Source organism: Bacillus sp. IS1 (assembly GCF_032461585.1).
Lineage (GTDB): Bacteria > Bacillota > Bacilli > Bacillales > Bacillaceae > Bacillus > Bacillus velezensis.
Genome location: NZ_JAWCWR010000001.1, coordinates 1 through 21,979, shown reverse-complemented (window position 1 = coordinate 21,979; position 21,979 = coordinate 1). Strand labels below are relative to the sequence as shown.

Genomic DNA, 21,979 nt, shown 5'->3' with positions numbered 1-21,979 from the left:
GGCCTCCCGGGCCGTTTTTTTCATAGACAGCTTCTCCGTCGTTCCTTACAATACATGGGAGTACAAAAAAAGGGGAACAGTGTGAAGTGATTAGACATCCATTGACATACGGAATATGTACCGTTTTTATCATCGCCCTCGGTTTGCTGTCCAGAACCGCATACATCACCGCCCTATTGCCCGGCATCATAAACGCTTATTTAGGAGATGCCTTGTGGGCGGCAATGATTTTTACAGGATTCGGGTTTTTCTTTCGGCACATCCGGACGGAAACAGCCGCATTTTTGAGCCTCTTGTTTTGCTGTCTGATTGAATGCAGCCAGCTGTATCACGCGCCTTGGATTGACGCAATTAGAAGCAGCACGCTCGGCGGGCTGATCCTCGGCTGGCAATTTGTCTGGAGTGACATTTTTGCCTATACTCTCGGGGTATGCGCTGCCGCACTTTTAGAATGGGCCGTAAAAAGAAACCGCCAGTCCCCTTCATAATCGGAGCACGCCGCCGATATGAAGGGATAAGGAGGTGGAAGCTATGGATATCCCTGCGTTATCAATCGCTATGCACCAGGCATCTCTGGCGCAGAATGTAAATATCGCTTTAACAAAAACGGTCATGCAGCATGCACAGGCTGCGGCGGAAGAAACAGTGAAAATGCTGCCGTCCCAGCACCCCACTGCCGGACATTCAATTGATGTGAAAGTGTAAAAAAAGATGCCGGATGAGAACCGGCGTCTTTTTTTTGCCCGTTGTACGTACACCATACCGGGCATACAGGAATAAGGTAAACGGAACCAACATTTGAAAAGGAGGTTTTCCTCTTGTACGATCCTTTCTATCATGAATACACAGCCGAGAGCCACGAACGGGTGCCATATCATTATCCGCGGCCGCCTTATTATTTCCCCAGACCATATCCATACTATCCGCGGCCGCCTTATTATTTCCCCAGACCGTATCCATACTATCCGCGGCCGTATATCCCGTTCTATCCTTGGTATTAATGTTTGAAAAGAAATGACTGCAGACAGGAGGCTTCCCCTGTCTGCTATTCAACTTTGACCGACAGAATATACGGGAGAGCTTGAACTTTTTCCATTACCGCCGCTTTCCCGCTTTTGCTTTTCACCCTTCCCTTCACTTCAAGCACCTCCTTATTCAATTCATAGGACGTAATAAGAATTCCTTTTTCCTCAAGAGAAGTTAAAATACCATGCATGACGGCTTTCTCCTCAATCCTGAAACTGACAGACAAAGAATGCGCCGCCGGTTTAAACAGAAAATTTAACAGTTCAAGCCCGATTAACGCCAAAATCGTGCCGCTGATGCCGATGACATACATACCCGCCCCGATCGTCAGCCCGATCCCCGACGTAGCCCAAATCCCCGCGGCCGTCGTAAGCCCCCGCACGACATGCCGCTGCAAAATAATCGTGCCGGCTCCTAAAAATCCGACGCCGCTGACGACCTGCGCCGCCACCCGGCTCGGATCAAAGGACGTATGGCTGTTGGATAACAAATCAAAAAAGCCGTATTTAGAAACGATCATCATCAAGGCGCTGCCGACGGCCACTAAAAAATGCGTCCTCAAACCGGCTTCCTTCGCCCTGAATTCTCTCTCCAATCCAATAAGAGCCCCAAGCAGACCCGCAACCGCCAGACGAATCACAAAATCAAGTTCCATCCGTCTCTCTCCTTTCCTTATCTTCTTACCCGCTTTTTATCCCCCGTATCTTTTTCAATCAGCACAGGACTGCCCAGCTGAAAAAAAACTGCATTTGAATATATACTTTGGTTCTTTATCATATTGTCAGTTCTCTTATTTATATGCGGAAGGTATCAAGCTGACGTTTCTAAAATAAGGAAAATAACTTATTGAGAGTATATTAAACAAGTTTATTCGTTGAAGCTGCGGCCGCTTGTCTCTTCCAATCTTCTAAAAACAGAACGAATGCTGCTCCCTCATGCTCAAAAATTGCTTTCAATCCGCAAAAATATATCGTAATATAAGATATAATCTTAATAAACGATGTAAGGTGGATGATGATGTCAAACGAAATCATGCGATTAAATGACCTCTGGACAGATATTTACTACCGGCTCCGTTATCAGCACCATGAAAAAATCACTCACCAAGGTGTACGGATTCTGCATGTCATTCAAAAAGAGAAGGCAGTCGGAATAAAAGACATTGCCGAAGCGATTCAAGTATCACATAATACCGCTTCGGAACATATAAAGCGGTTACTGCAGAAAAAGTACGTTTATAAAACCAGAAGTGTTGAGGATGAGCGGAAAGTCATTTTAAAACTTACCAGTTTTGGGGCGGATGTCCTTTACCGGCATTCCGGTCTTGATGAAGAAAAGCTTAAACAGCTTCTTTTTGACAGCATGAATCATGAAGAACGAACACTTGTCTTAAAAGCATTCAGTTTGATGAAGGAGCGTGCTGAAGATGTTTACGATCGTTAAAATCATTGTCTCCGCTGCTATTATTGGGATTATCACTGAAATATCAAGAAGAAGCCCGAGTTATGGAGGTATTATAGCGGCATTACCAATTGTCAGTATGCTGAGCATGGTTTGGCTGTACATCCAAGGCGAAACGAAGGAGACATTAAGTCATTTTGCATTCAGCGTGGCTTCCGGCATCCCCTCCACAGTCATTATGCTGGTCATTATCGGCATCGCCCTTCGCCATTCACTGTCTTTCATTGCCGCATCAGGGCTTGGACTTACAGGATGGCTGGTTTTCTTGTATGCTCAGGATTTTATCGTAAAACATATAAACAGTCAGCAATAAGCATCTTAGCGCTTGTTTGTAAATACGAGGAATTTTAAAAAACAGGGATACCCCTGTCTTAAAAGTGACTCCGATTAAAAAGCGAACCCCCTTTCTTCACGAGAAGCAGACACCGCCGAACACAAAAACATCCCGTGTTGCGAACGGAGTCCGCAGCCTGTACAGCCATATCGGCATAAAAAACCGGCTGATCTCTCAAACAGAATGTCCGGCAATCACCTCAAAAAACGAGGTGAAATCTGTCAGTATCCCGTCATCCGCCAGCTGCTTTTCTTCAAATAGCGCGCGGTTTTTTCCGAGCGGGTCAATGGCCATAATCTTGCCTGCACCTGCTTTTTCGCCGCTGTGAGCCCCGAAAAGGCATCTTCAATGACTAAGCATTCTTCAGGTCTGAGGCCTAACTTTTCCGATGCGATGAGAAAAATATCCGGCGCCGGTTTTCCGGGGAAGCTCCCGTCATCAAACGTGACTTTGTCAAAATCAAACCACCGATCCAACTGAAAGACGTCAAAGTAAAACTCGACATTTTCCTTTACCGTAGCCGTGGCAATGGTCATTGGCGTTTCTGATTTTTTCAGATGGTTCAATACGCCGGTCAGTCCCTTCGTCAGCTTTAACTCATCTTTGTTTTCAAGGCATAATTCTCTGTAGTAGGCTTCTTTTTCAAAAGACAGCTTCTCGATTTCTTCATTTGTTAAATCGCCGGAAATAAAATACGTCAGGATTTCACTGTTTGTTCTCCCGTGAATGTTAACGAAAATGTCTTCATCAGAAATGGTTTTCGGCGCGTATTTTTTCACCATGAAAAACCATGCTTTTTCGTGCAGATGCGAATCTTGAAACATCGTGCCGTTGAAATCAAAAATAACCCCTTTCATCGAACCGCCCGCCTTTTTTATTTTTTTGCGATTTTGACATCTACATATTGCTCGTAATGAATTTGAACATCTTTCATCACTTTATCATCCGTAATCAGATAATCCATATCATGTAAGTTATAGAACACGTAAAAATCTTCCCGGTTGAATTTTTTATTATCCGCCAGCAAAAATTTCGTCCGCGAATTGTTCAGCGCGATTTGATGGGCTTCCCCTTCTTCAATGCTGTAAGAAGAAATCTCATCATTATGTATGCCGTTGGCGCTGATGAAAGCTTTCGTAAAATTGAATTTCTGCAGATTGCCGTTCACGATGGGCCCGACGAAGGCACCGGTATTTTTTCGGAAATCGCCGCCAATCAGGATGGTATCCGCAGTGTCACCATGTTTTAAAATATCAAATACGGGATAGTTGTTTGTGATAATCCTGATTCGCTTATGCAGCAGGTGTTTGGCTAAAAGTTCAATCGTCGTGCCGGGCCCTAAAAAAACGGTATCGCCGTCATTTACATAGGAAGCTGCGAGTTCCGCGATCTTCTCCTTCTCCTCCATTTGAACACCCAGTTTTTCATTATGCGATAATTCGTGATCAATGGAATAAGATATGCTCTGTGCGCCTCCGTGAATACGTACGATTTTTCCGGCCTTATCCAGCTCGTCCAGATCTCTTCTCACTGTCATATCAGAAACATCCAGTTCATCGATAATATCACTCACCGTAATAAACCCCCGCGAGTTTACGATATCGATGATTTTTAAAAGACGCTCTTTTTTTAACATGTTCAATCATCCCCTCAACTTTACACACAATCTAACACATTGCGGCAATCCGGTCAACAAAAACAAACACTAACAAACAACATAATCAACATATAAAACAACGAAAAACTTATATAATCTCTATGAAAACAGATGTTATTTCTTTATGAAGCTATTGACAACAAAAATGTATGCGTTTACTATTAAACAAAAGATAACAATTACGAACATTAACAAACTCCAATTCACACATTGGCGAAGGAGGATTCAGTAATGCTCAAATTACCTAATGACTTTATTTTCGGCGGGGCGACTGCGGCATATCAAGCGGAAGGCGCCACAAAAGAAGGCGGCAAAGGGCCTGTAGCCTGGGATGAATTTCTTGAAAAACAGGGAAGATTCAGCCCTGATCCGGCAAGTGATTTTTACCGTCAGTTTCCGGAAGATATTAAACTATGTGAAAAATTCGGAATAAACGGCATCCGCCTTTCTATAGCCTGGACGAGAATTTTCCCTGACGGCACGGGCAAAATCAATCAGGAAGGTGTTGATTACTATCATCGTATTTTCTCAGAGTGCCATAAACGCAACGTCACCCCTTTTGTCACGCTGCATCATTTCGATACACCGAAAGGATTATTTGATCAGGGAGATTTCCTCAACCGCGCTGCAATAGAAGCGTTTGTCAGCTATGCGGAATTTTGCTTTAAAGAATTCAGCGAAATCAGATATTGGAGCACGTTTAACGAAATTTATCCCACAGCCACCAACCAGTATTTACTTGGGGTTTTTCCGCCATCTGTTAAAAGTGATATCACAAAAGTCATTCAATGCCTCCATCACATGATGGTAGCGCATGCGATGACCGTCAACCTTTTTAAAGACGGCGGCTATCCGGGAGAAATCGGTGTCGTTCACTCATTAGAAACAAAATATCCCGCCAGCGACTCAGAAGATGACCGCCACGCCTGTTTTCTGGATGACGCGTTATCAGTGAGATTCCTCCTCGACGCCACCTACCTCGGCTATTATTCTGAGGAAACCATGCGGGCTCTGGATGAAATCTGTGAGGCAAACGGCGCTTCATACGAGTTTTCAGACAGTGACTTTGACGTGATGAAAAAAGCTTCAACGCGCAATGATTATCTCGGCATCAATCATTATCAATGCCATTTCGTCAAAGCGTACGACGGAGAAACCGTTATTCACCATAACGGAACGGGCGATAAGGGCACTTCGGTCTATAAAGTAAAAGGAATCGGCGAAAGAATTTACAAAGAAGGCCTGAAGCGGACCGATTGGGACTGGCTCATTTATCCTGAAGGCATGTATGACATGCTGATGCGCATCAAACGGGACTATCCGCAATATAACAAAATTTACATTACCGAGAACGGCATGGGCTATAAAGATGAGTTTGAAGACGGCATCATTATGGATAAGGCAAGAATCGACTATTTAAAAGTCTATTTAGAAGCCGTCAGTAAAGCGATTACCGACGGAGTCAATGTAAAGGGGTATTTCTTATGGTCCTTAATGGATTTATTTTCATGGACCAACGGCTACAACAAACGTTACGGTCTTTTTTACGTCGACTTTGACACCCAAAAACGGTATCCGAAAGAATCGGCCTACTGGTACAAACTTGTAAGTGAAACAAAAACAATCATTTAACGATCATACATGGTGAAAAGAGTCTCTTTTCATCATGTGTGCCGTCTTTAGGAGGTTTTTTCATGACAAAGGAAGAATTGCAGATGCTCGGTTTTGAAATCGTCGCCTATGCCGGCGACGCCAGAAGCACTTTATTGAAAGTCCTGAAAGAAGTCCGTGCCGGAAACTTCGAAAACACGGAAGCAGCATTGAAAAGCGCCGATGAAAATTTAACCCTCGCCCACAATGCGCAAACGAAAATGTTAGCTGAAGAAGCTGACGGCAAGGACATGGAATTAGGGTTTATTTTCGTTCACGGTCAGGACCACTTGATGACAACCCTTTTGCTCCGTGATCTTATTCAGGATTTTATAGAACTCTACCGAAGCCGCCGATAAGGAGTGGAAAAATGAACGGTATCATCAAGCAAATCGAAAAGGGAAAACCGTTTTTTGAAAAAATCTCAAGAAACATTTATTTAGGCGCGATCCGCGACGGCTTCTTAACTGCCATGCCTGTTATTTTATTCGCCAGCATTTTTATACTCACCGCCGCTGTGCCAGAAGTGTTGGGTTTCACTTGGCCTAAAAGTGTTTCTGAATGGCTTTGGAAAGTTTATAACTATTCAATGGGCGCCCTCGGTCTGATCGTTGCGGCAACAAGTGCGAAATGCCTGAGTGAATCAATGAACCGAAAAATGCCGAAAAACAAAGGGATCAACCCCGTTTCAGCGATGCTTGCTTCAGTCGTCGGGTTTCTCATTTTAAGCGTCACTCAAATCGACGGCGGATTCTCGACGGAATACCTCGGCACAAAAGGTCTTTTAGCCGCTTTTGTATCCGCTTTCATAACAGTGAACGTTTACAGATTCTGCGTGCTGAAAAATATTACGATTAAAATGCCTAAAGAAGTACCGGGTACCATTTCACAAACATTTAAAGATGTTTTTCCGTTCGCTTTTTCCGTTTTGGCTATGGTGATCGTTGATTTATTGATCAGGAATACGCTGAATGTATCGTTTGCAGAGGCTCTCTCCTCTCTCTTATCGCCGTTTTTTACCGCCGCAGACGGTTATCTTGGGATTTGTGTCATTTGGGGAATGATGGCGCTGTTCTGGTTTGTCGGCGTTCACGGGCCTTCTATTGTGGAACCGGCCATCGCAGCTATTATTTACGCAAATGTGGAGGCGAATCTTCAGCTTCATAATGCCGGCGAGCAAGCGTCCAACGTGCTGACCGTCGGACTCGGGAACTTCGTCGGCACAATGGGAGGAACCGGCGCAACCCTTGTTGTTCCGTTTATCTTTCTTCTTTTCGCGAAATCCAAGCAATTGAAAGCAGTCGGAAAAGCATCCGCGATTCCGGTGTCTTTCGCAGTAAACGAACCTCTTCTCTTTGCTGCGCCGATCATTTTAAATCCTTATTTTTTCATTCCGTTTGTTGTAACGCCGATGGTGAATGTCTGTCTGTTTAAATTTTTCGTGGATGTCATCGGAATGAACAGTTTTATGTATGTTCTTCCGTGGGCCACTCCGGCGCCCGCCGGCTTGATTCTCGGAACCGGCATGGGGCTCTCGGCTTTTGTGCTGACGGTTGTATTAATCATCGTCGATTCCCTGATATACCTGCCATTCTGTAAAGCTTATGACAAAGTATTAGCGGCGAAAGAAGCCCAACACACCGAACCTGAAAGCGCGCCGCAAACATTACAGCCCGCCATGGCCGGCGCCTCCGAAGACGCGGCCTCCGTCATCAGCACAAATCTTCAGGAATCCTCATCCGCCTTGGAACACAGCACCAATGTGTTAGTGCTGTGCGCCGGAGCGGGAACGAGCGCCATGCTTGCGAACGCACTGACAGAAGGAGCCGAAGAATATAACGTGCCGATTACCGCCTCAGCAGGCGCCTACGGTTCCCATTACGACATCATGAAAGACTTCGATATGATCATTTTGGCTCCGCAGGTCGGCTCTTATTATGATGACATTAAAGAAGATGCGGACCGCCTGCATGTGAAACTCATCGCAACGAAAGGAGCGGAATATATCAGTCTCACCAGAAATTCACAAAAAGCCATTCAGTTCATACTGGAGCATACCTCAAAATAGAATCGGGGGTTTATCATGGATGCAAAACTTTTGAAATTAAGATTCGAAGACGTTTTCAAGAGAAGTAACGGAGAACTGTTTTTCGCACCCGGCCGGATCAACCTGATCGGGGAACATACGGATTATATAGGCGGCCACGTTCTCCCCTGCGCGATTACGATCGGAACATATGCCGTATGCGCAAAACGCGGAGATCATCAGATCCGGTTATACTCAGAAAACTTTCCTGACAGCGGCATTGTCTGCCTTGATCTTTCCGCCACAGCATACAAAAAAGAAGACGGCTGGGCCAATTATCCGAAGGGGATGATCCATTACCTTCTTAAAGCCGGCGGCCAAATAGACAGCGGAATGGATATTCTTTTTCACGGTACGATTCCAAACGGAGCCGGTTTAAGCTCCTCTGCTTCTATCGAAATGTTAACCGGCTCCATTTTAAGAAAGTTATTCAGCCTGGATGTTTCCGATACTGAACTGGCGCTTATCGGAAAAAGAGTCGAAAATGAATTTATCGGCGTGAATTCAGGCATTATGGATCAATTCGCAGTGCAAAAAGGCAAAAAGAACATGGCTATTCTGTTAAACTGCGATAAGCTTGAGCACGAAATGATTCCGGCTGCTTTTAACGGATATAAAATCGTCATTATGAATACGAACAAGCGCCGGGAGCTGGCGGCTTCAAAATATAATGAACGCCGCAGCGAATGCGACGAGGCTCTCTCAGAACTGCGGCAATATCGGAATATCGCATCACTTGCGGAATTGACGGCAGAAGAATTCAACGAACTCGAATCCCTTCTCTCCTGTGAAACGTTGCGTAAAAGAGCCCGGCACGCGGTCAATGAAAACGAGCGGACCCTCTCAGCCGCGGAAGCTCTCAAATCGAATGATTTGAAAACGTTCGGCGAGCTCATGAATGCGTCCCACCGTTCGTTACGCGATGATTATGAAGTGACCGGTGACGAATTAGACGCGCTCGCTGAAGCAGCCTGGAAAGAAGGAGCACTCGGAGCGCGGATGACGGGCGCGGGGTTCGGCGGCTGCGCCATAGCCATTGTGGAAAGTGAAGAAACCGCCGGCTTTATCCGGGCCGTTTCATCTCACTACCGCAGGAGGACAGGTCTTGAGGCTTCTTTCTACATCGCGGATATAAGCGATGGCGCGGCTGAATGGAGGGAAAACTAAATCATGGCGATTCTCGTTCTCGGCGGAGCCGGCTATATCGGTTCTCATGCGGTTGATCAATTATTAAACAAAGGATTTAAAACGATAGCTGTGGATCATCTGCAGACAGGCCACCGGAAAGCTGTTCATGAAAAAGCAGTTTTTTACTATGGAGATATCCGTGACAAACCGTTTCTTCGCTCTGTGTTCGCGAAGGAGAACGTAACAGGCGTTCTCCATTTTGCCGCTCAATCCCTTGTCGGCGAATCAATGAACGACCCTCTTTCATATTTCAATAATAATGTGTACGGTACGCAAATTACGCTTGAGGTCATGCAGGAATTCGGGGTGAAACACATTGTGTTTTCTTCATCCGCCGCTGTATACGGCGAACCTGAAAAAGTGCCCATCACAGAAGACATGCCGGAAAAGCCGGAAAGCGCATACGGCGAATCAAAACTCATGGCAGAAAAAATGCTGAAGTGGTGTGAAACCGCCTGCGGCATAAAATATGTCTCGCTTCGGTATTTTAACGTTGCCGGCGCGAAAACGGACGGTTCCATCGGAGAAGATCATCATCCGGAAACTCACCTTATCCCTATCCTTTTACAAACCGCGCTCGGTCAGCGCGAGGAGGTTTTGATATTCGGCACTGACTATAATACAAAAGACGGCACGTGCATCCGCGATTATGTTCATGTTTCCGATTTAATCGATGCCCATATTCTCGCTCTGGAATATTTGCAAAACGGCGGAGACAGCGGCATTTTCAATTTAGGATCAAGCAGCGGTTTTTCCGTATCAGAAATGGCGGAAGCGGCCCGGCAAGTGACCGAAAGAGACATAAAAGTAAGAGCGGCCGCAAGAAGACCCGGTGATCCAAGCACCCTCATCGCTTCCAGCGATAAAGCGCGGAACATTCTCGGCTGGAATCCGAAACAAACGGACATATCGGAAATCATTGCGTCAGCATGGAATTGGCATCAGCAACATCCAAACGGATACAAGGACAAATGAAATGGAGGCGGCGGTCATTGACGTTTTTGAATCAGTGGCAGGGTTTCTGAAAGAAAGCACTGTCTTAGGCGACATTAATGAAACAGATGTGATTTATACAAGAAACAGACTTCTCGATCTGCTCGGACTGACGGATTATCCAGAACCGAAACATATCAAGAAACAAAACAGGCTTTATTATTTGGACGAAATGGTGAAAGACGCGGTAAAACGGTCAATCATAAACGATACGCCGGCTGAAAGAGACATGCTGGAAAGCAGAATCATGGACGTGATCACACCGGCCCCTTCTCTGATCAACGCCGCATTCAGCGAATTGTTATCAGATTGCCCGAAAAAAGCAACAGATTATTTTTATAGATTGAGCCAAAACAACGACTATATTAAGACGCGGGCCATCCGAAAAAATATCGTATACCGCTCACCAACACCTTTTGGAGAATTGGACATCACCATTAATTTATCAAAGCCCGAAAAAGACCCTAAAGACATCGCCGCGGTAAAAAACAGTCCGGAAAACCGGTATCCGACATGTCTGCTCTGTATGGAAAACGAGGGGTATGCCGGAACACCGCATCACCCCGCCCGTTCAAATCACCGCATCATCAGGCTTGACTTAGCGGGAGAACAGTGGGGGTTTCAATACTCTCCTTATGCGTATTACAGCGAGCATGCCATCTTTCTTTCAAGCGTGCACAAGCCGATGAAAATCAGCTGCGACAGCTTCAGAAGGCTTCTGGCCATTACGGAAATTTTCCCGCATTATTTCGCGGGATCAAACGCAGACTTGCCGATCGTAGGGGGTTCCATTCTTTCACACGATCATTATCAAGGCGGCGCCCATGAGTTTCCGATGGCAAAAGCGGGTTCCCTCTACCCTTTTCATATGCGTCATTTTCCAGACGTTCAGGCCGAAGCCGTGAAGTGGCCGGTATCAGTGATCCGCCTTCGCGCAAAAGATCCGGATTTGCTGACAGATGCCGCTGCGTATGTTTTTGAAAAGTGGCGGGGATATTCAGACGAAACCGTCAGCATCATCGCAAAGACAAATGAACCCCATAATACCGTCACCCCAATTGCCAGACGCAGGGGAACGGATTTCGAAATCGATCTCGCTCTCAGAAACAACCGCACCTCCGAAGATTATCCGGATGGCATTTTTCACCCACATCAAGATGTCCATCACATCAAAAAAGAAAATATCGGTCTGATTGAAGTGATGGGGCTCGCCGTTTTACCTCCCCGCCTGAAAGATGAGCTGGCAGAAGTGAAAAAGTATTTACTGAATGAACCTCATGACATCAAAGACATTCATCTTCCGTGGGCTGAAAACATCAAAGCGGATGAAGACGTGACACCGGAAAATGCAGCCGCTGTTTTACAAAAAGAAACCGCGAATGTATTTTTACGCGCGCTGACCGATGCAGGCGTTTTTAAAATGACATCCGAAGGAATTCAGGCGTTTCAGCGTTTCACGGCGTTATTGGAGAATGGCAGCTGAAACATTCAGAGTGAAATCAATCAACAATCTTTTTTATCAGGAGGTATTGTGATGTTCAAAAACCGATTGAAACGTGTATTTGTAAACGCAATCTGTCTTTCTCTCATTTTCACTGCTTTTACATTCTTTGAGAAGTCTCCTAAAGCAAAAGCGGATGCCCCGTTTGCCTATGGCGCTGATATAGGATGGCTGAAACAAATGGAGGATGAAGGTGTGCGCTGGCTGGATGACGGCGGAAAACAGAAAGATGCCTTGCAGATTCTTAAAGATCACGGAATAAATGCCGTGAGACTGAGAGTGTTTGTGAATCCGCCAAGCAGCTATTATTGGCTGAAAGACGGCACAACATGGACCATGCTCGGCTATAGTGACAAAGCGGGCGTACTTGCAGCGGCCAAAAGGGCAAAAGCGTTAGGAATGAAGGTAATGGTTGACTTCCATTACAGTGATGTGTTCGCTGATCCCGGCCACCAGATCAAGCCGAACCAATGGACCGGCTATTCAAGCAGCCAGCTGCAGGCAGCCGTGTATAACCATACGTACGATGTCATGAAAGAACTTAAAAATCACGGCATCTCCCCTGATTGGGTGCAAGTAGGGAATGAAATGAATTCAGGAATTTTACTGCCCGACGGCAGCACGAACGATTTCAGCAAATTGACCGCCTTACTGAACAAAGGCTATGACGCCGTGAAATCCGTCAGCCCGGCCACCAAGGTCATCAGCCATTTGGCACACGGCACGGACAACAGCTTATTCAGATGGTGGTTTGATCAATTCTTTAAAAATGGCGGGAAAACCGACATCATCGGCGTTTCGTTCTATCCCTATTGGGAGGGTAAGCCGTACTGGGAGCTCACCGGCCAATTATCCTCTAATTTAAATGACATCGCCTCCCGCTACAACAAGGAAGTCATGGTGGTTGAACTGGGCGGAGATGAAAATAACCCGAAAGATTCCTACTGGACCATAAAAGACACCATAAAACTGGTGAAAGCGGTTCCGAACGGCAAAGGAACCGGCGTATTTTACTGGGAACCCGAAGCTCACTCCAGCGTTCTGTCAGACGCGTATCCATTAGGCGCAACCGCCAAAGTGTCTAAAAACGTCTTGAAATACACAACCGCAATTGACGCTTTTTATGACGCCGCAACAGGAAAATGATTGATGCGAATCTCAAGCAGGCTCATTGCGCAGCCTGCTTTTTTATAAGGCTGTAGAGTTAGCCTGTTATGAAACAGAGAAAGTAACGAATACGGAAAGAAAAATACCCGAAAACCCACGTTTCGGTTAAAAAACCGCTTTTTAAATAGAATACTTCTTCTGTTCCCCCTCCTTCTTATTTCTGCGCACTATCTCTCAGTTCCTAAATAATAACTTTACGATTGTTGAAAAAGAAACAAAAATTTTATAATATTGTGTAAGCACCACCGAGCAGGAGGACGGGCCATGGACAAAAAAGAACAGCTCCTCACGGATTTCAGGGACTTTTTTAACAAGATGGTGTGGCTGAATAGGCTGAAGATGGAAGAAAGCCTTAAGGGGCATAAACCTTCTGAAGTGCATTGCATCGAATTCATCGAAAAAATTGAAGACGCCAATGTGACAAAACTTGCGGAGTCTCTTTATATGACAAGAGGCGCCATAAGTAAATTAACGAAGAAGCTTATCAATAAAGGCCTTATCGAAAGCTATCAGAAGCCGCTTAACAAGAAAGAAATCTATTTCAGGCTTACCGAGCAAGGAAAAGTCATTTATAAAGTTCACGAGGAATTGCACAAAGAGTTTCAAGAACGCGACAAAATCGTGTTTGAACAAGTAACTGATGAACAATTTGACACAATGCTGAACTTCGTGGAAACATACAGCAGGCATTTGGATTCAGAAATAAAGAAACTTGGTGCAGACATGAAATCGGAATAAATATGAATAAAACCATAGGCAGCCCTGCTCCATGAAAACGGGCTGCCTTTTTATACCCCTCTTATTGTTGACAAAGAAACAAAATCACTCTATTATTTTGTTGACAAGGAAACAAAGACAGCGATTTTGAGAGGAGAATACTATGTCAACACATAAAAGAAAGGAACTTCGGCTGCCAAAAGAAGTTCTCACAGCCGCCTGGGCTATTGCACTGGGAGCAATCGCTCCAATGCTTGACTCTACGATGGTAAACATCGCCATCGGCAAACTGACCAAAGACTTCAACACGACATTGGATACCATTCAGTGGTCCGTTACAGGCTATGTCTTAGCACTTGCGATTGCAGTACCCGTATCCGGCTGGCTTATGAATAAATATAACGGTAAGAAAATCTTCATCGGCTCAGTCATCGCCTTTGGTGTCATTTCTGTTTTTGCGGGGATGAGCCGTGACGTTTCCAGCTTCATCTTCTTCCGTTTGCTTCAAGGATTCAGCGCCGGCATTATGACTCCGCTTATGTCAACACTCTTGGTTAAAACGGCAGGTCCGGAAAACCTGGGAAAAGTGATGGCAATCGTCAGCACCCCTATGATCTTCGGCCCGATCTTAGGACCTGTCATCGGAGGCTTCATCGTCCAAGGCGCTTCATGGCATTGGATTTTTTACATCAACGTGTTCATCGTTTTGATTGCCGCACCGCTTATGATGAAAACCATTCCAGACTTTGAACCATTCAACAAAGATCGTAAACTCGATATTTTCGGGATTATCAATTTGTCATTAATGAGCGCGGCATTGATTTACGCTATTACAAAAGCGGCGGATCATGCATCATTTAACAATAGCGACACCATTTTATGGACGGGCATCGGTCTTGTTTCAGCATCCATTTATCTTGTATATAATCTGATCAAGAAAAACCAAACCGTGCTGCCTATGAATTTGTTTGCAAACAAGAGCTTCTTAGCATCTTCGATCGGGTTGTTCTTAGCGAATGTTGCCATCATGGGGCCGATGTTAATACTTCCGCTGTTTTTTCAAAACATTCGTCAGTTCACGGCAGTCGGAGCAGCACTCGCTTTAATCCCTCAAGGAGTCGGAATGCTCGTGACTCGTCCGCTGATCGGAAAAATGATTGATAAGATCGGTGCGAAATACGTGGTTACGGTCAGTCTTGTTCTTTCGCTGATCGGATCTATCCCGCTTATTTTTATCACCGATAACACAAGTATGATTTGGATTTCCGTCGTATTATTTATCCGCGGCACCAGTTTTGGAGGAATTATGCTCCCATTAATGAGTGACGCTTATACAGGCCTTGACAGCAAACAGCTTCCGGAAGCGGGTGTCGGTATTCATATGATTGAAAACCTCGGTTCCAGCTTTGGGTCAGCTGTGATCGCAACCGTTACCGCAACTGTCATACAAGGATTGCAGCCGACGATTCCGAACAGTTTAAAAGGCTACCATGCCGGGTTCTTAGTATCCGTCATCATCCTTACGGCCATCTTCATTCCAAGTCTGTTCCTTACCCATAAAAAGACTGCGATATAAAGAACTTTTTAAAGTAAAAAACCCTTGCGCAGCAAGGGTTTTAGTGAACGAAACTGATGATTGTTGTTGACAGAGTCGGCCAACAATAGACAAAGCCTTTTACTCATTCACATTGCTTTTCATTAACCATTCTACTTCCGTTAATTCTTGTTTTTGAACGTCTTTTGTATGTTTTTTCGTAAAATGGACTTTAACAGCTTCTTCGTTTTCCCAAATCTCCCAAAGCATGATTTTGCGTTCTGATGGTTCGAGCGGATGAGCATGGAACTGAATACAGCCTTCTTCTTTGTTCGTTTCTTCCTCAAGTTTTTTGAATTCCTTCATTATTTCATTAAGGTCTTTATCACTGATGATTTTTAAGCATGCCGTTATGTAATGCATCGAAATTCCCCCTCTTCCCATCTTTTTATGGCTTTACATTATAACATTTATCGAAAAACGAAACCGGCATACCGCATTTTCAACATATAAAAAACCGTCCATAAAAAATGAACGGCAATGTTTATTTAAGGGCATTAAGAGCGACTTTTGCAGCCTCAGCGATAAGAGCATTATTATAATTGGCATCTTCCGTAAACCGGTTTGACAGGATTGCCAAAACAATTGGGGCTCTGTCAGGCGGCCAAATGATCGCAATGTCGTTTCGTGTGCCGTAGCTTCCGGCTCCGGATTTATCGCCGACTTCCCATCCTGCAGGAGCGCCTGCCCGAATCAGTTCGTCGCCGGTAGCGTTGCCCTGCATCCAATCCGTTAAGATCGTGCGCTTGTCAGTCGTGAGAGTGTTACCCAAAGCGAAAGTCTTAAGATCAGTTGCCAGTGCTTTTGCGGTGCTTGTGTCACGACGATCCCCGGGAATCGCCGAGTTTAAATCCGTCTCGAATCGATCAGCTTTCGTTACATGATCCCCGATCTGTTTCAATGACTTTTCAAAACCTTTAGGGCCGCCAAGCTGCTGCAGCAATAGGTTCCCGGCGGTATTATCGCTGTAACGGACAGCGGCTTCTGAGATTTCTTTCAGGCTCATACCTGTATCCAGGTGTTTTTCTGTGATTGGAGAATATGTAACTAAATCGTCTTTGCTGTAGCGGATGATGGCATTAAGTTTTTCATTTGAGCTTTTCTTCAGAACAGCAGCCGCGGCCAGAACTTTATAGGTTGATGCGTAAGCAAACCGTTCATTCGGCCGATAGGCGATTGTCTTGTTTGAACCTGTATCAATCGCATAAACCCCAAGCCTGGCATCAAATTTTTTCTCAAGCTGAACAAATTTCTGATTCGTTATACAGCTTGTCATTTTTGTGTCTTCTATAGACTTCGCTTCAGCATGCGCTGAGCCGAATAAAGGATTGAAACCGGTAAAGCTTAAACATAAAAGTCCAATGCATATTCCAAATTGTATTCCCGCTTTATTTTTCACGTTCATCAGGCCTCCTCATTAAAATGATTTTGTACATCTTCTAATTAACATTACAAACAGGATGAAAGTCAATATATTTCCTTTGAATGATTAAATGCGCCGCCCTTGCCGCGTTTAAATGTTTGCATGTTTCGTGTTCATCATCTATTTGTTATCCCTCCGTGCAAATAAAAACGGACACCAGTCAGAGCACAGTGATGCTGTGCAATGATCAGTGTCCGCAGGCTTTCCGTCTTGGACCTATATATGTTTCTCTGCAGACTATAAAAATCATAAGTAAGTTAACAAACGCATTACCTTAATCTCGCCAGTCAAAAAATTATATCATTTTATATATTTCAATAAGATTATTATCTGGATCTCTGAAATGAGCAACTCGTGCACGCCATTCCTGACGATCATGTGGTTCATTGACGCATTTAATCCCTTGCTTGTGCAGATACTCATACGTTTTATCAACATCTTCTACCTTAAACTGAAGCAAAAATCTTGATTGCGCATCTCCGTCTAAAGATTTTCTTTCTTCTCCAACTATTTCAGCCATATTTTCTCGAGATAAAAGCTCTATTTTCGTTTCTCCATTATCGAAAAGTGCATATTCCATTTCCTTCTCTAACCAACTTATTGGAAGTCCTAATAAATCTTTGTAAAACTCGACGCTTTCCTTAAAGTCATTAACCAATAGTCTAATTTGCAGCAACTTCATATTGAACGCCTCCTATATTTTTACTGGCCATTCATTTAATCATACAATAGGGACCTGACAGCATTATTTCAAGTTTCCAAAAAAAGTTTCCCATACTGCACCCAAATTTCGGATGAAAGCCTTCGGAGATTCATGAAACTGCGTTTGATCAATTCACATTCGTAGTTTGAATTCTCCTCCTCTCCGCCGTGTAAGTCGCGCATCCGTAAACATCCGGCCGCCGCTCCCGTAAGGTACTACAACTGATAGAATGATTGACTGAATCGTTTTTTCACCGTCATTGCTTCCCCTGTTTTTTGTATTCTGCGATTTCCTTAGGGGTAGCCTTCCGGACTCCGTCTGCGTCTGTCCTGTTTGCTACTTGAACGCCTTCCATGTTTTTTATCTCGCTGACTACTCCCAAATGCTCTAAATACACATGATCACCAATCTTGAAACGATTCTGTTTGGCCCGCTCCTCGGTCATGCTCCTGTATTCAGTCGCGGCTTTCATTTTTAATTCAGCCAGACACATTTGACAAAGTGTTACTGTTACAGAATTGCCGTTAAAATCAGTAAACGAAACCGATCTGACAGATTCCTTTTCCGGGTGCATCGTGCATGTTTTCTTCATAGGTGATGGCCGTGTAAATTCAATCATTCCGTTTCCTCCTCAAAAAAGTCTTTTCGTCCCCTGACATAACTCCGGATGAATGGGGAGTTCCATACCCCCGCATTCGAACTGTCACGACACCGCCATCTGACGGATTTTCATACATCCTTCATAGCTATAAGCCTATATTCCTTTATATTCCCAATGCTTGCCGCACTTCCCTGTTAGGATGAAGTTTCTAAAGCTGTTGACCAGTTGCCGCATGTTGGTTCCCCATGCGAAAAGCCGTTTGGGCCGCCGTATCCCAATTCATATGGGTAAATTTCAGCCCTCTCATATGTGTGTATGCTTTTTAAAGGAGGTGCATCACATAATGTTCTAACAACCGATTCAACATGAACAAAGTGATTTAGTCGACAAAAAGATTGTCGAGAGCAAAAAGAACGGTGAATCTAAAAACAATTGATCTTTCTGAATATGAATTGCTGGTCAACGCATATTTCAAATTAATAAGATAAATAAAATAGACCCCCTCAAAGTTAATGGTGAGGGGGGTCTTAAGTATGCGGCCGATATTTCTTTATTGAACTCCAAACGAAGAGATGCAAAAATGGATTGAAGAGGTGATGATTTTGCCGCCATGTTAATGTACAGATATTTAATTAAAAAGGAAAAGAATTAAACTAGGGGTTAGATATTTCAAATTAAGGTCCTTCAGAGCGATGGAGAAGAAACATAAAGAACTTGCTTAATGCGGATTTTTCATCCTTGAATATTTTAACTATTTGTATAATCAATCGATGACATCCACTGCAAGAATTGCTGATAAGGATAATAGACTGCTCCTTTTAATTCTACCTTTGGAGCACCAGAGAATTTTTCTAGCAACTCTTTAACTTCTGCTTTACTTAAACCAAGGTAATAATGCAGATCCGACTCCTTAATTAAAGTTGGATAGTCTGAATAACTCCCTTTTGGATTTTTGAAGTTTTTCAAACCATCGCTGATAAAGTAGCCCAATGCAGCCAAACCAATTCCTATCCACATGAGATCCAAAGAGAACACCCTCCCACTTATTTAATCAGATTAAAACAATTATATTGTAAATTAGGAAGCTGAAATATGCCTGTTGCCTTCTTTGTTCTTATATCCATCTAATAAAGACTTGAGGTAATCATCATCATCAATAGTCAGCAAATGATATTTCGCTCCGTCATCTTCAAAAACCCCTAGGTTATGATAGTCTACATCTTTTATCTCAATGGGTCTCCTGAAGCTATATGCCAATGCAGATGCTTTGAATCCTGATAATCTCCTAAGTTTGTAAGCACCCTGCAAGAACCACTTTCTTTTGTCACCTTCGCCGCAACCTTTTTAATCACACCCAGCAACTCGAGTAAAAGTTCATTGTCGTCTTCTTCCAAAGTGATTAAAGAAGAGATATGTTTTTTAGGAATAGCAACAATATGCACCGGCCAAAAAGGTCTTGTATGATGATACGCCAATACATTCTTGGTTTCTAAAACTTTATTTACTTTTGTTTTTCCGCTTAATACTTCATCGCAATAAAAGTCTTCTGTCAATCATTAATCCCCCTTACTTTTTAGCTTTGATCATCATAATCAATATACAAATTCACTCGATGCTCTGCTTTATTTTTCACCTTTATCATTAAAATAAGAGAACCACAATAAACTTATGAATCCAGCAGCTCCTATAATTGTAGATATAATGTAAGTCCAATTAAGTAAATCCATAAGCTTTCTCCTCTAAGAAATAACTTCGATACGTCTAATATATCGCTTTATAGAATTTTCCATTCCGTGCAATCCAGCAGCTTTTGATACGGTGTTTAAGGATTGCTACCTGTGCTGCTTTTACTCCTTGTACAGTTTTTAAACTAAACTTATTTTTGTATCTCTTTCAATGTATCTTTAATAATGTCAACAATAATCTGAGGTTGATCAACATGTAGACCGTGTGATGCATTCTTCACAACAATATGTTTGCTATTTGTTGATAAACGCAGAAAGTCTCTTTGAAATAGATTCCACGCAGCGAAGGATTCAGTTGTATGATAAGACTGTAAACCAGCGCTGACAACTATAAGTGGGATATCTCCTAATGATGTGCATTTGTCTATTTGTTCAAAACTATCTTGAATTTCACTTAAAGAACCTTCTACCGAAAATTGATTAAAGTAAAGAGATCTTGTTTCTTCACTGAATAGTGGTGGCATAATTTTGTTTTGATCTTCATGGCAGGAATCTAAGAGAATAACCGCTGCTACTTCTTCTGGATATGTACAAGCATATAATCTTACATTTGCTCCTCCAAATGAATGCCCTACGAGCATATATGGTGGTTTAATATTCGCATTTTGTAAAAGAGTACGAAGATTTTCAACAGACTGCTTGCTGTCTTTTCGTCTATCGTCTTTTTCACTTTTTCCTAAACCTACTCTATCGTAGATGAAAAATTGCGCAAATTTTGAAATTTCACCTTTTATAGGGTCCCAAGAAGCAGAAGGGCATCCGTACCCTGATTCAAATATGACTGTAATGTTTTCATTTTGCCTTTCAAAAAATTCGTAATAGAGCTCAATACCACCAATATCTTGCATATTGCCAGTATTGGTAATTTCATTCATACAAAAACCCCCAGTGTTTAATCATTAGATTTATAGGTTAAAACGGGCCATTCTGTCTCTGATTTTTTTAGTCAAATGCCATCCATCTCATTCCAATAAACTCTTCTTCTCTAAATATACTTCTTTTAAGCCCTTATCATCACTTAGAACACTATATGCTACCCTAGAAATCGAGACTCTCTATGTAATAATGGGTATTCATCTAATCTGTCATTTTTCAAAATATTAGTTAAGATATTTATCATTGTTCACATCTCTCTTTGTTAGAGTAAAGACGTGTTTAAACTTAAACCATTTGAAACACGGCATACAATGCAACTTCAGCTACAAGCAAATAAATCATATATCTAGCATAATTTAATACATCTTCATCAGTATTTTTCTCTTTTTTAAAAGTCCATGCAAATAAACCTAATACAGTTGCCACTAATGCGATTTCAATTATTGTTAATATTTACATACCTTCCTCCTAAAAAAGAACAGGGTAAATAGACTTATGTTAATTTTCATTCAATTAAGTCTCTTCAGTCAGGATTTATCTTATAAAAACTTTCCACTTCTTCATGTTCATCACCTTCAATGAGTTCAAAGCTGCCCGGTACATTATACATTATTTTCCGTTAATATATCAATTCCGGTTAATAAATCACCTGCATCTTGAATTACGCCATTTTCATCTTTTACACACTACAATTCATTATCTAAAAATATGCTCCAACCTTTTAACTGGCTTAATCTTTCCAATTCATTCAAACGCTACCGAGTAATTCCTGCACTCCGGTTTCCCATCCATAAGCTCTCTTCTCAAATGCTTAATCACATAATTAAAAGGACAAAGAAGTGGGTCAAATGATTCATTTTACCATTTTAGATAGTACATTGACCTTATTCCTCATTCCTCCATGGTAAAATCTTGTTGAAGTATTTCGAATGAAAGGATTATGGTCATGAAAGTTTTTGAAGCAACCACCCTCCTCGCCGCCGCCAAACAGCGCGCGGGTGAATACAAAAAACTGCGCGGCCAGATGGTCAATCTGAAAAAAGCGTTTCAAGGTATGGCTGACCTTGGTGACAATGATTTCTCAGGCCGGGGCGCTGACAATATCAAAGCTTTTTTCCAGGACCACGCCAGCGTCACAGACAGCTGGCTTGATCTGATCGATATGAAAATCGCATTTCTCACAAGCCTTCCCGGCAAGGTCGAAGACGCCGGACTTTCCAATTCGCATGTGGAGGAATCATTTCTGGAGCACGAGCT

23 protein-coding genes and 3 pseudogenes are annotated in these 21,979 nt (G+C 43.2%); 15 read left to right on the top strand and 11 right to left on the bottom strand.

What is annotated here, in order from left to right; all coding sequences use genetic code 11:
- Positions 1–86 precede the first annotated feature (86 nt).
- From RUW00_RS00130 to RUW00_RS00120, 3 genes are all read left to right on the top strand, one after another.
- Positions 87–488: a ribosomal maturation YjgA family protein gene (locus tag RUW00_RS00130; protein ID WP_280145030.1), complete on the top strand. Its 402-nt coding sequence runs from the start codon at positions 87–89 to the stop codon at positions 486–488.
- A gap of 43 nt (positions 489–531) precedes the next feature.
- Positions 532–705 carry a YjfB family protein gene (locus tag RUW00_RS00125; RefSeq protein WP_012117340.1) on the top strand — a complete coding sequence of 58 codons (174 nt, stop codon included), beginning with the start codon at positions 532–534 and terminating at the stop codon, positions 703–705.
- A gap of 113 nt (positions 706–818) precedes the next feature.
- The gene (locus tag RUW00_RS00120) at positions 819–1,001 is read left to right on the top strand and encodes a hypothetical protein (RefSeq protein ID WP_072177299.1); all 183 of its coding nucleotides are present in this window, start codon (positions 819–821) and stop codon (positions 999–1,001) included.
- Positions 1,002–1,284: 283 nt separating this feature from the next.
- Here RUW00_RS00120 and RUW00_RS22935 read toward each other — a convergent pair.
- A pseudogene (locus RUW00_RS22935) lies at positions 1,285–1,681 on the bottom strand (MgtC/SapB family protein); the annotation flags it as partial.
- Positions 1,682–2,043: 362 nt separating this feature from the next.
- On the opposite strand from RUW00_RS22935, the gene RUW00_RS00110 reads away from it, so the two are divergent.
- Both RUW00_RS00110 and RUW00_RS00105 read left to right on the top strand, forming a co-directional pair.
- Positions 2,044–2,469 (top strand): MarR family winged helix-turn-helix transcriptional regulator, encoded by a 426-nt coding sequence (locus tag RUW00_RS00110; RefSeq protein WP_280145028.1) that lies wholly within the window; start codon positions 2,044–2,046, stop codon positions 2,467–2,469.
- Positions 2,453–2,800, top strand: coding sequence for a DUF3147 family protein (locus tag RUW00_RS00105; protein WP_007407319.1), 348 nt, complete (start codon positions 2,453–2,455; stop codon positions 2,798–2,800). The genes RUW00_RS00110 and RUW00_RS00105 overlap by 17 nt, the downstream gene beginning before the upstream one ends.
- Before the next feature lie 195 nt (positions 2,801–2,995).
- Here RUW00_RS00105 and RUW00_RS00100 read toward each other — a convergent pair.
- Positions 2,996–3,678: pseudogene (locus tag RUW00_RS00100) on the bottom strand (HAD family hydrolase).
- Positions 3,679–3,695: 17 nt separating this feature from the next.
- Positions 3,696–4,457, bottom strand: coding sequence for a DeoR/GlpR family DNA-binding transcription regulator (locus RUW00_RS00095; protein ID WP_007610724.1), 762 nt, complete (start codon positions 4,455–4,457; stop codon positions 3,696–3,698).
- A 252-nt stretch (positions 4,458–4,709) separates the two neighbouring features.
- Between RUW00_RS00095 and lacG the strand changes: the two genes are divergently transcribed.
- The 9 genes from lacG (at position 4,710) to RUW00_RS00050 (ending at position 15,356) form a co-directional block, all read left to right on the top strand.
- The gene (gene lacG / locus RUW00_RS00090) at positions 4,710–6,110 is read left to right on the top strand and encodes a 6-phospho-beta-galactosidase (RefSeq protein ID WP_104678932.1); all 1,401 of its coding nucleotides are present in this window, start codon (positions 4,710–4,712) and stop codon (positions 6,108–6,110) included.
- A gap of 62 nt (positions 6,111–6,172) precedes the next feature.
- A complete protein-coding gene (locus RUW00_RS00085; RefSeq protein WP_007407323.1) occupies positions 6,173–6,487 on the top strand; it encodes a PTS sugar transporter subunit IIA in 315 nt (104 codons plus the stop codon).
- A gap of 11 nt (positions 6,488–6,498) precedes the next feature.
- A complete protein-coding gene (locus tag RUW00_RS00080) occupies positions 6,499–8,196 on the top strand; it encodes a PTS lactose transporter subunit IIBC (RefSeq protein ID WP_280145027.1) in 1,698 nt (565 codons plus the stop codon).
- Positions 8,197–8,211: 15 nt separating this feature from the next.
- Complete coding sequence (locus RUW00_RS00075) at positions 8,212–9,381, top strand: galactokinase (protein WP_280145026.1); 1,170 nt, start codon at positions 8,212–8,214, stop codon at positions 9,379–9,381.
- 3 nt (positions 9,382–9,384) lie between these two features.
- Positions 9,385–10,377, top strand: a complete 993-nt coding sequence (galE, locus tag RUW00_RS00070) for a UDP-glucose 4-epimerase GalE (protein ID WP_280145025.1) — start codon at positions 9,385–9,387, stop codon at positions 10,375–10,377.
- Position 10,378: 1 nt separating this feature from the next.
- Positions 10,379–11,878 carry a UDP-glucose--hexose-1-phosphate uridylyltransferase gene (galT, locus tag RUW00_RS00065; RefSeq protein WP_280145437.1) on the top strand — a complete coding sequence of 500 codons (1,500 nt, stop codon included), beginning with the start codon at positions 10,379–10,381 and terminating at the stop codon, positions 11,876–11,878.
- Between the two features lie 51 nt (positions 11,879–11,929).
- Positions 11,930–13,042, top strand: coding sequence for a glycoside hydrolase family 53 protein (locus RUW00_RS00060; RefSeq protein WP_017417565.1), 1,113 nt, complete (start codon positions 11,930–11,932; stop codon positions 13,040–13,042).
- Between the two features lie 285 nt (positions 13,043–13,327).
- Positions 13,328–13,801: a MarR family transcriptional regulator gene (locus RUW00_RS00055; protein WP_022553522.1), complete on the top strand. Its 474-nt coding sequence runs from the start codon at positions 13,328–13,330 to the stop codon at positions 13,799–13,801.
- A gap of 142 nt (positions 13,802–13,943) precedes the next feature.
- Entirely contained in the window at positions 13,944–15,356 is a 1,413-nt protein-coding gene (locus tag RUW00_RS00050) for an MDR family MFS transporter (RefSeq protein WP_280145024.1), read from the top strand.
- 99 nt (positions 15,357–15,455) lie between these two features.
- Here RUW00_RS00050 and RUW00_RS00045 read toward each other — a convergent pair whose 3' ends face one another.
- The 8 genes and pseudogenes from RUW00_RS00045 to RUW00_RS00010 all read right to left on the bottom strand — a co-directional run bounded on the left by RUW00_RS00045 (position 15,456) and on the right by RUW00_RS00010 (position 20,721).
- Positions 15,456–15,737 (bottom strand): putative quinol monooxygenase, encoded by a 282-nt coding sequence (locus tag RUW00_RS00045; protein WP_003154950.1) that lies wholly within the window; start codon positions 15,735–15,737, stop codon positions 15,456–15,458.
- 121 nt (positions 15,738–15,858) lie between these two features.
- On the bottom strand, positions 15,859–16,779 hold the full coding sequence (bla, locus tag RUW00_RS00040) for a class A beta-lactamase (RefSeq protein ID WP_280145023.1): 921 nt from the start codon (positions 16,777–16,779) through the stop codon (positions 15,859–15,861).
- A gap of 313 nt (positions 16,780–17,092) precedes the next feature.
- Positions 17,093–17,479: a VOC family protein gene (locus RUW00_RS00035; RefSeq protein ID WP_095271486.1), complete on the bottom strand. Its 387-nt coding sequence runs from the start codon at positions 17,477–17,479 to the stop codon at positions 17,093–17,095.
- Between the two features lie 277 nt (positions 17,480–17,756).
- Entirely contained in the window at positions 17,757–18,119 is a 363-nt protein-coding gene (locus tag RUW00_RS00030) for a hypothetical protein (protein ID WP_095271482.1), read from the bottom strand.
- Positions 18,120–18,848: 729 nt separating this feature from the next.
- Positions 18,849–19,118 (bottom strand): DNA-binding protein, encoded by a 270-nt coding sequence (locus tag RUW00_RS00025; RefSeq protein ID WP_095271675.1) that lies wholly within the window; start codon positions 19,116–19,118, stop codon positions 18,849–18,851.
- 60 nt (positions 19,119–19,178) lie between these two features.
- Positions 19,179–19,322 (bottom strand): annotated as a pseudogene (locus RUW00_RS00020) (hypothetical protein); the annotation flags it as partial.
- A 2-nt stretch (positions 19,323–19,324) separates the two neighbouring features.
- Complete coding sequence (locus RUW00_RS00015; protein WP_095271474.1) at positions 19,325–19,654, bottom strand: HIT domain-containing protein; 330 nt, start codon at positions 19,652–19,654, stop codon at positions 19,325–19,327.
- A 323-nt stretch (positions 19,655–19,977) separates the two neighbouring features.
- A complete protein-coding gene (locus tag RUW00_RS00010) occupies positions 19,978–20,721 on the bottom strand; it encodes an alpha/beta fold hydrolase (RefSeq protein WP_095271471.1) in 744 nt (247 codons plus the stop codon).
- Positions 20,722–21,668: 947 nt separating this feature from the next.
- Between RUW00_RS00010 and RUW00_RS00005 the strand changes: the two genes are divergently transcribed.
- Positions 21,669–21,979: T7SS effector LXG polymorphic toxin (locus RUW00_RS00005; protein WP_315956420.1), on the top strand; the 311-nt coding region annotated here is incomplete at its 3' end.

Bases quoted from the DNA above. Each gene is read 5' to 3' on its own strand.
- RUW00_RS00125 (WP_012117340.1), top strand. From the start codon at position 532: ATGGATATCCCTGCGTTATCAATCGCTATGCACCAGGCATCTCTGGCG.
- RUW00_RS00110 (WP_280145028.1), top strand. From the start codon at position 2,044: ATGTCAAACGAAATCATGCGATTAAATGACCTCTGGACAGATATTTAC.
- RUW00_RS00105 (WP_007407319.1), top strand. From the start codon at position 2,453: ATGTTTACGATCGTTAAAATCATTGTCTCCGCTGCTATTATTGGGATT.
- RUW00_RS00095 (WP_007610724.1), bottom strand. From the start codon at position 4,457: ATGTTAAAAAAAGAGCGTCTTTTAAAAATCATCGATATCGTAAACTCG.
- lacG (WP_104678932.1), top strand. From the start codon at position 4,710: ATGCTCAAATTACCTAATGACTTTATTTTCGGCGGGGCGACTGCGGCA.
- RUW00_RS00085 (WP_007407323.1), top strand. From the start codon at position 6,173: ATGACAAAGGAAGAATTGCAGATGCTCGGTTTTGAAATCGTCGCCTAT.
- RUW00_RS00080 (WP_280145027.1), top strand. From the start codon at position 6,499: ATGAACGGTATCATCAAGCAAATCGAAAAGGGAAAACCGTTTTTTGAA.
- RUW00_RS00075 (WP_280145026.1), top strand. From the start codon at position 8,212: ATGGATGCAAAACTTTTGAAATTAAGATTCGAAGACGTTTTCAAGAGA.
- galE (WP_280145025.1), top strand. From the start codon at position 9,385: ATGGCGATTCTCGTTCTCGGCGGAGCCGGCTATATCGGTTCTCATGCG.
- galT (WP_280145437.1), top strand. From the start codon at position 10,379: ATGGAGGCGGCGGTCATTGACGTTTTTGAATCAGTGGCAGGGTTTCTG.
- RUW00_RS00060 (WP_017417565.1), top strand. From the start codon at position 11,930: ATGTTCAAAAACCGATTGAAACGTGTATTTGTAAACGCAATCTGTCTT.
- RUW00_RS00055 (WP_022553522.1), top strand. From the start codon at position 13,328: ATGGACAAAAAAGAACAGCTCCTCACGGATTTCAGGGACTTTTTTAAC.
- RUW00_RS00050 (WP_280145024.1), top strand. From the start codon at position 13,944: ATGTCAACACATAAAAGAAAGGAACTTCGGCTGCCAAAAGAAGTTCTC.
- RUW00_RS00045 (WP_003154950.1), bottom strand. From the start codon at position 15,737: ATGCATTACATAACGGCATGCTTAAAAATCATCAGTGATAAAGACCTT.
- bla (WP_280145023.1), bottom strand. From the start codon at position 16,779: ATGAACGTGAAAAATAAAGCGGGAATACAATTTGGAATATGCATTGGA.
- RUW00_RS00035 (WP_095271486.1), bottom strand. From the start codon at position 17,479: ATGAAGTTGCTGCAAATTAGACTATTGGTTAATGACTTTAAGGAAAGC.
- RUW00_RS00030 (WP_095271482.1), bottom strand. From the start codon at position 18,119: ATGATTGAATTTACACGGCCATCACCTATGAAGAAAACATGCACGATG.
- RUW00_RS00025 (WP_095271675.1), bottom strand. From the start codon at position 19,118: ATGTGGATAGGAATTGGTTTGGCTGCATTGGGCTACTTTATCAGCGAT.
- RUW00_RS00010 (WP_095271471.1), bottom strand. From the start codon at position 20,721: ATGAATGAAATTACCAATACTGGCAATATGCAAGATATTGGTGGTATT.